This window comes from Orlajensenia flava, assembly GCF_004801905.1.
GTDB classification, from domain to species: domain Bacteria; phylum Actinomycetota; class Actinomycetes; order Actinomycetales; family Microbacteriaceae; genus Orlajensenia; species Orlajensenia flava.
In genome coordinates, this window is record NZ_SSSN01000009.1 from 285791 (window position 1) to 293606 (window position 7816).

Annotated in this window: 5 protein-coding genes; all 5 read left to right on the plus strand. The window is 67.4% G+C overall.

Annotation, left to right across the window (positions count from 1 at the left end; genetic code table 11):
- The first annotated feature begins 3 nt into the window (after positions 1-3).
- Genes E6C70_RS13085 through pknB form a run of 5 tightly spaced genes read left to right on the plus strand, consistent with a single transcriptional unit; the run spans position 4 to position 7531 of the window.
- Positions 4-1239, plus strand: coding sequence for a PP2C family protein-serine/threonine phosphatase (locus E6C70_RS13085; protein WP_136424970.1), 1236 nt, complete (start codon positions 4-6; stop codon positions 1237-1239).
- Entirely contained in the window at positions 1229-2620 is a 1392-nt protein-coding gene (locus tag E6C70_RS13090; protein ID WP_207670133.1) for an FtsW/RodA/SpoVE family cell cycle protein, read from the plus strand. Before E6C70_RS13085 ends, E6C70_RS13090 begins: the two co-directional genes overlap by 11 nt.
- The gene (locus E6C70_RS13095) at positions 2617-4083 is read left to right on the plus strand and encodes a peptidoglycan D,D-transpeptidase FtsI family protein (protein ID WP_136424971.1); all 1467 of its coding nucleotides are present in this window, start codon (positions 2617-2619) and stop codon (positions 4081-4083) included. The genes E6C70_RS13090 and E6C70_RS13095 overlap by 4 nt, the downstream gene beginning before the upstream one ends.
- Positions 4080-5783: a serine/threonine-protein kinase gene (locus E6C70_RS13100; protein WP_136424972.1), complete on the plus strand. Its 1704-nt coding sequence runs from the start codon at positions 4080-4082 to the stop codon at positions 5781-5783. Before E6C70_RS13095 ends, E6C70_RS13100 begins: the two co-directional genes overlap by 4 nt.
- Positions 5784-5839: 56 nt before the next feature.
- Positions 5840-7531, plus strand: a complete 1692-nt coding sequence (gene pknB / locus E6C70_RS13105) for a Stk1 family PASTA domain-containing Ser/Thr kinase (protein ID WP_136424973.1) — start codon at positions 5840-5842, stop codon at positions 7529-7531.
- Positions 7532-7816 lie beyond the last annotated feature (285 nt).

Genomic DNA, 7816 nt, shown 5'->3' on the forward strand with positions numbered 1-7816 from the left:
CGGATGCCGACGCTCCTCGACAGCGCGGCCGTCTCGCACGTCGGCCGGGTCCGATCGAACAACCAGGACTCCGGTTTCGCGGGCGAACACCTCTACCTCGTCGCGGACGGCATGGGCGGTCACGCCGGCGGTGACGTCGCATCCGCCATCGCCACCCGGCGCATCGCGGAGGCCGATCGGCCATACGACAGCGTGAGCGACGCCGAGATGGCCATGCAGTCGGCGCTGATGGCGGCCAACGGCCAGCTCGCCGAAACAGTCTTCGAGCACGCCGAGCTCACGGGCATGGGCACCACGGTCAGCGCCCTGTACATCCTGGGCGACCGAGTGGCGATCGCCCACATCGGCGACTCGCGCATCTACCTCATGCGCGACGGGGAGCTCAGCCAGATCACCGTCGACCACACCTTCGTGCAGCGGCTCGTCGAAAGCGGGCGCATCACCGAGGAGGAGGCAGCGGTTCATCCGCGGCGCTCGGTGCTCATGCGCGTCCTCGGCGACGTCGAAGCGTCGCCCGAGATCGACACCAGCATCCTCGGCACGGTCGCCGGAGACCGCTGGCTGATCTGCTCCGACGGACTCTCGGGCGTCGTGTCGTTCGACGAGATCCGCGAGGCGCTCGCGCAGCCCGTCACGGCGCTCGACGTCGCTGACCGGCTGGTCAAGGAGAGCCTCGACGGCGGCGCTCCCGACAACGTCACCGTCGTCGTCGTCGACATCGGTGCGGAGCCGCACGGCGAGCAGGGCAAGCGCACGGTGGGCTCCGCCGCTCATCCGCTCGCCTTCGACCTCGCCGCTGACGAGCCTCCGCGTCGCGCCCTCCGCCTGCCGCCCTTCCGCCTGCACGCGGTGCCCGAGGCGCACTTCGAGCCCGATGTCGAGGACTACCTCGACGAGCTCATCGAGGAGGATGCCCGGCGCGTCCGCCGGCGTCGCGCCACCTGGATCGCCTCCATCGCCCTGATCGTGCTGGGAATCGTGGCGGCCGTCCTCATCACCTACGGGTGGAGCCAGTCGCGCTTCTATGTCGGGGCGCACGGCGACAGGGTGGCGATCTTCCAAGGCGTGCAACAGGATCTCGGTCCCATCTCCCTGCACCATGTGCACGAGGACACCGGCATCGCACTCAGCTCTCTCACGGATTACGACCGGCAGGCTGTCGAGGCGACCATCAGCGCCGACTCCCTCAAGGCGGCGACGGCCATCGCGGATCGATTGGAGGGCTCCAGTGGCAAATGACACCGCTGTGCGCTCTGCGCCTCCCACCGCGCCGGTCGGCCGCATCCGCCTCCCCCAGAAGCTGCGCAACCTCGAACTCGGCCTGCTGATCTTCGCGTGCGTCATCAACGGCGCGTCGATCGTGCTGGTGCAACTGGGGGCGCTCGGTCACCTCGACCTCACGCTCGTCTCCCTGTTCGCCACCCTCTCCATCCTCGTGTTCGGCCTGCACATCACACTCCGCTTCGTCGCGCGCGACTCCGATCCGTTCCTGCTGCCCGTCGCCACCGTGCTGAACGGCCTCGGCATCGCGATGATCTATCGCATCGACATCGCCGACAAGCAGTACGGCTGGGACAGCGCAGCGGTGCGGCAGATCGCCTGGGCCTCCATCGCGATCCTGTGCGCCATCGGCGTGCTGGTGATCATCCGCAACCACCGCACCCTGTTCCGCTACACCTACGTCTCGGGCTTCGTGGCCATCGTGCTCCTCCTCCTGCCGCTCGTGCCGGGGCTCGGCCGTCAGGTGAGCGGCGCCCGCGTCTGGATCGGCTTCGGCAGCTTCGCCACCTTCCAGCCCGGCGAGATCGCCAAGATCGCCCTCGCCGTGTTCTTCGCGGGCTACCTCGTTCGCAACCGCGACTCGCTGTCGATGGTGGGCACCACCTTCCTCGGCATGCGCTTCCCGCGCGCCCGCGACCTCGGGCCGCTGCTCATCGTGTGGGCGCTGTCGATGTCGGTCATCGTGTTCCAGCGCGACCTCGGTACGGCGCTGCTCTACTTCGGCCTGTTCCTCGTCATGCTCTACGTGGCGACCGGGCGGCTCAGCTGGGTGCTGCTCGGCCTGGCGATGTTCCTCGGCGGGGCATTCGTCGCCAGCCGCACCCTCGACTACGTCAACGGGCGCATCACCAACTGGCTCGACGCCTTCAACCCGGCGGTCTACAACGCAGACGGTGGCAGCTACCAACTCGTTCAAGGCCTGTTCGGGCTGGCCCACGGTGGCCTCATCGGCACGGGATGGGGGCAGGGTCGCCCCGACCTCACGCCCGTGCCCCAGAGTGACTACATCATCGCGAGCCTCGGCGAGGAGCTCGGGCTGGCTGGACTGTTTGCCATCCTCGCCCTCTACATCCTCTATATCTCGCGCGGGTTCCGCGTCGGCTTCGCCGGGCAGGACGACTTCGGCAAGCTGCTCGGCGTCGGCCTCTCGTTCGTCATCGCCCTGCAGTGCTTCATCGTGATCGGCGGCGTCACGCGCGTGATCCCCCTCACCGGCCTCACGACACCCTTCCTCGCGGCGGGCGGATCCTCGCTCGTGGCCAACTGGATCATCACGGCGCTGCTCCTGCGCATCTCGGACACCGTCCGCAACCAGCCGAGGCTGGTGGTGGAGTCGTGAACCGCGAGCTCAAGCGCGTCAGCATCGTCGTGATAGTGCTCTTCGTGGCGCTGTTCACGTCGACGACCGTCATCCAGGCCGTCGCCGCCGACCAGCTCGGCGACGACTCGCGCAACACCCGCACGCTCTACGAGAGCTACCAGGTCGAGCGCGGGCCCATCCTCGTCGCGGGAACCCCGGTCGCGTCGTCGACACCGGCCAACGACAACTACAAGTGGCAGCGCACCTACGCCAACGGGCCGCTCTACGCCCCCGTCACGGGCTTCTTCCCCGTCAACGGCGAGCCGACCGGCATCGAGGGGTCGATGAACGACTACCTCAGCGGCACCGCGAACTCGCAGTTCCTCACCAAGCTCGAGCGCATCTTCACCGGGCAGAAGCCCAAGGGTGCCGCCGTGCAGGTCTCCATCGACCCGGTCGCGCAGCAGGCGGCGTGGGATGCACTCGGAAACTTCACCGGAGCGGTCGTCGTGACCGAACCGAAGACCGGCCGCATCATCGCGCAGGTGTCCAAGCCGAGCTTCGACCCCAACACTCTCGCCGTGCACGACACGAAGCAGGTCGACTCCACCTATGACGCACTCGTCAAGGACCCGACCGATCCACTCATCGACCGCAACCGCGGCGGCGACCTCAACCCGCCGGGATCCACCTTCAAGCTCGTCATCGTCTCAGCCGCCCTCGAATCGGGCAGGTACACGCCCGAATCGACCTTCCCGAACCCCGGGTCGTTGACCTTGCCCGGCACCGACTCCGTCGTCATCAACTCGGGCGGCGGCACCTGCGGACCGGGCGCGACAGTCACGATCGCGGATGCGCTGCGGCTCTCCTGCAACATCCCCATGGCCGAACTCGGGCAGCAGTTGGGCGACCGGGCCATCCGGGACCAGGCGCAGAAGTACGGCTTCAACGTCGAGCAGCACATTCCCATGACCGTCGAGAAGAGCGTCTACCCCGCCGTGGCGGATACTCCGCAGACGATGCTGTCGGCCTTCGGCCAGTGGGAGGTGCGCGCGACGCCCATCCAGATGGCCATGGTGTCCGCCGCCATCGCGAACGGCGGCATCGTCATGCAACCGGGGATGGTCGATCAGGTGACCAACTCCGACCTGTCGGTCGTGAGCACCTTCGAGCCGAAGCAGTTCGGCCGCGCGATCAGCAAGGAAACCGCTGATGCGCTCACCAAGATGATGGTCGCCAACGTCGCTGACGGAGCGGCCGATAATGCAAGAATAGACGGGGTCGACGTGGCCGGTAAGACGGGCACGGCGGAGAACATCGGAGCGGACGGCAAGGCGGATCCGTACACGCTCTGGTTCACCGGATTCGCGCCAGCGAACGACCCGAGGTTTGCGATCACGGTCCTCATCGAAGACGGTGGCGGAATGGGAACGAACGGGTACGGCAACCTCCTTGCCGCGCCAGTGGCCAAAAAGGTACTAGAGGCGGTGCTGAATAAATGAGACCCACATCAGGGCTCACCTTCGGGGGGCGCTACGAGCTGCAGACGCGGATCGCGATCGGCGGCATGGGTGAAGTCTGGCAGGCGACGGATCTCGTCATCGGTCGGCAGGTCGCCATCAAGATCCTCAAGGACGAGTACCTCGGCGACCCCGGCTTCCTCGAGCGCTTCCGCGCCGAGGCTCGCCATGCCGCGCTGGTCAACCACGAGGGCATCGCCAACGTGTTCGACTACGGCGAGGAGGATGGCAGCGCCTACCTCGTGATGGAGCTCGTGCCGGGCGAGGCGCTCTCCACCATTCTCGAGCGCGAGCACACCCTGTCGACCGACAAAGTGCTCGACATCGTCGCCCAGACGGCATCAGCACTGCACGCCGCTCACGCGGCCGGCCTCGTGCACCGCGACATCAAGCCGGGCAACCTGCTCATCACCCCCGACGGCCGCGTCAAGATCACCGACTTCGGCATCGCGCGCATCGCCGACCAGGTGCCGCTCACGGCGACCGGCCAGGTCATGGGAACGGTGCAGTACCTCTCTCCCGAGCAGGCATCGGGCCACCCGGCCTCGCCGACCACCGACATCTACTCGCTCGGCATCGTCGCCTACGAGTGCCTGGCGGGCCGTCGTCCGTTCACAGGCGAGTCGCAGGTGGCCATCGCCATGGCGCAGATCAACGACACCCCACCCGACCTGCCCATCACGGTCTCCGAGCCGGTTCGCAACCTCGTCTTCGCGTGCATCGCCAAGAACCCGGCCGACCGGCCGCAGTCGGCGGCCCACCTCGCTCGCGCAGCCACCGCGCTCCGCAAGGGCGACGTGCAGGCCGCGGCAGCCGCGGTGCCCGCCATCCTCGGAGCGGGCGCGACAGCCGCGACCATGCTGATGCCCTCCTCCAACGCGAACACCAGCGCGGCCACCACGGTGTTCCCCGCCGCCGTGACCACCACGACGACGACCGAGGAGACCGGCGAGCCCGAAAAGAAGAAGCGCAGCCCCTGGACCTGGCCGCTCATCGTCCTCATCATCCTGCTCGCGCTGCTGCTTATCGGCGGAATCATCGCCCTCGCCGTGAACGGGGGCAACAACAACACCCCGGTTCCGACGACCACGACCTCGACACCCGCACCGACGAAGTCATCGACTCCGACACCCACGTCGACGCCCACCTCGACGACGATCCCAGTGAAGGAGGCCGACTTCATCGGCCTTTCGAGCGCGGACGCCCGTGCGAAGGCGGAGGGCATGGGTCTCACCGTTACGGTCAACACCGGCAATGCTGCAACGGATCCGGCGAAGGTCGACACCGTTTACGCGGTCAACCCGACCGGCAACCTCCAGAAGGGCGCCTCCATCACTCTGTCCGTGTACGCCGGTGTAATTCAGCCGAGCAAGCCGACCGCGGCACCGACGTTGCAGGGTGGCGAGTCCCCCACAACGGTGAAAGCAGGAGTGGCGTCGGCAACGATCGCCTGGGAAGCCCAAAGCTGCCCGGCCGGTCAGACCCTGAGTGGCTACAACCTGACGGTCACCGGACAGGGCGCGACCAACGTCCAGGCCGACGCGACTCCGAATGGCAGCCGCACGGCTACCTTCACCGCGGGACCGAAGGACTCGACGTTCACCGCCACGCTCGTGTACCAGTGCGGATCCGTCGCCTCCCCGGCGTCCGACCCCCTCAGCGTGACCGTGGTCGGCCCGTGATCAGCCGCGTCCGTTAGGCTTTCCGCACCCGTCCGCCCACATTCGAGGAGTTCGCATTGACTGACGATGGCCGCCTGCTCGCAGGCCGCTACCGTGTTGGTGAACTCATCGGCCGCGGCGGCATGTCCGAGGTGCACCTCGGAACGGACACCAGGCTGAGCCGGACAGTGGCGATCAAGCTGCTCAAGTCGTCGCTCGCCCTCGACCCGGCCTTCCGCACGCGGTTCCGCCAAGAGGCTCAGGCAGCGGCGCGGATGGCGCATCCCACCATCGTGCGCGTGTTCGACGCCGGCGAGGAGACCGTCACCGACACGTCGGGCCACGACACGCAGCAGCCCTTCATCATCATGGAGTACGTCGACGGGCGCATGCTCAAGGACGTCATCCGCGGGGGTGCGCTTGAGTCGTCGGAGGCCGTCCGCATCCTCGAGGGCGTCCTGACCGCGCTCGAGTACTCGCACCGCGCCGGCGTCGTGCACCGCGACATCAAGCCCGGCAACATCATGATCACCAAGTCCGGACAGGTGAAGGTGATGGACTTCGGCATCGCCCGGGCCATCTCCGACTCGTCGACGACGGTCGCGCAGACCACCGCCATCCTCGGCACGGCCTCCTACTTCTCGCCCGAGCAGGCCAAGGGCGAGCTCGTCGACGCGCGCACCGACCTCTACTCCGCCGGCGTCGTGCTGTTCGAGATGCTCACGGGTCGCCCGCCGTTCCGCGGCGACACTCCGGTGGCCGTCGCCTATCAGCACGTGAGCGAGACGGCGAGCAAGCCGAGTTCCATCAACCAGAACGTCTCGCCCGCGCTCGACATGGTCGTGGCGAAGGCGCTCGCGAAGGATCGCTTCGACCGCTACCAGACCGCGGCCGAGTTCCGGGGCGACCTCGAGATCGCCGCATCCGGCAAGCTGCCCATCCACAAGCAGAGTGAGGAGGCGAACCTCTTCGGAACGCCGCCTCCCATCACCACCGGCACCGAGCTCGCCTTCAAGCAGCTCTCCGAAGACCAGCGGATGGTGCGCACCCAGCGGCGGCCGCCGGCCATCTGGGTCTGGGCAGGCATCCTCAGCGTCATCGTCATCATCGCCGCCGTCATGTTCTGGGTGTTCAACCTGGCTCCGTCGAGCGACATCCCGTCGTCGTCGCGCGAGGTGCCGTCGATCACCGGACTCACCTTCGAGGATGCCTCGGCCAAGCTCGCCGACCGCGACCTGTCTGCGACGCAGGTGCCCGAGCCGAGCGCGACCGTGGAGAAGGGCAAGGTCACCCGCACCGATCCACCGTCGGGCGAGACCGTCGCTCCCGGAACGTACATCACCGTGTACGTGTCGACCGGCAAGGAGCAGGTGACCGTGCCCGACGTCACCAACAAGCCCATCGCGGATGCGCAGGCCGCCATCACCGGAGCCGGTATGGCGGTGGGTGCGGTCAGCAAGGAGAACTCGCCGACGATCGCAACGGATGTCGTGCTCCGCACGAACCCGGTCGGTGCCACGGCGGTCGACTCGGGTTCGACGATCGACTTCGTCGTCTCGAGCGGGCTCGTGACGCTGCCCGACCTCACGGGTCAGTCGTTGAGCGCCGCGACGGACATCCTCCAGGGATCCAATCTGCAACTGACGGCCAACCCGAAGCCCGACACCTCGTGCAAGCAGAAGCCGAACCAGCCGATCACGTCTCAGTCGATCGCGCCGGGCGACGTGCCGCAGAAGTCCACCGTCGACGTCGTCTACTGTTCCGGCTGATCCGCTGCTCTCCATCGCTGGTTGAGTAGCGAGCGACGAAGGAGTACGCGTATCGAAACCCGCCACTTGCACATGCGAGGGCCTCGATACGCGGAGCCGCTCCGCGTCTGCAGTGGCATTGCTGGTTGAGTAGCGAGCGACGAAGGAGCACGCGTATCGAAACCCGCCGGTCGCAAGTGCGAGGGCCTCGATTCGCGAAGCCGCTTCGCGTCTGCAGTGGCACCGCTGGTTGAGTAGCCCGCGAGCGCAGCGAGCAGGCGTATCAGTGATTGGCTGGTGTGGTTC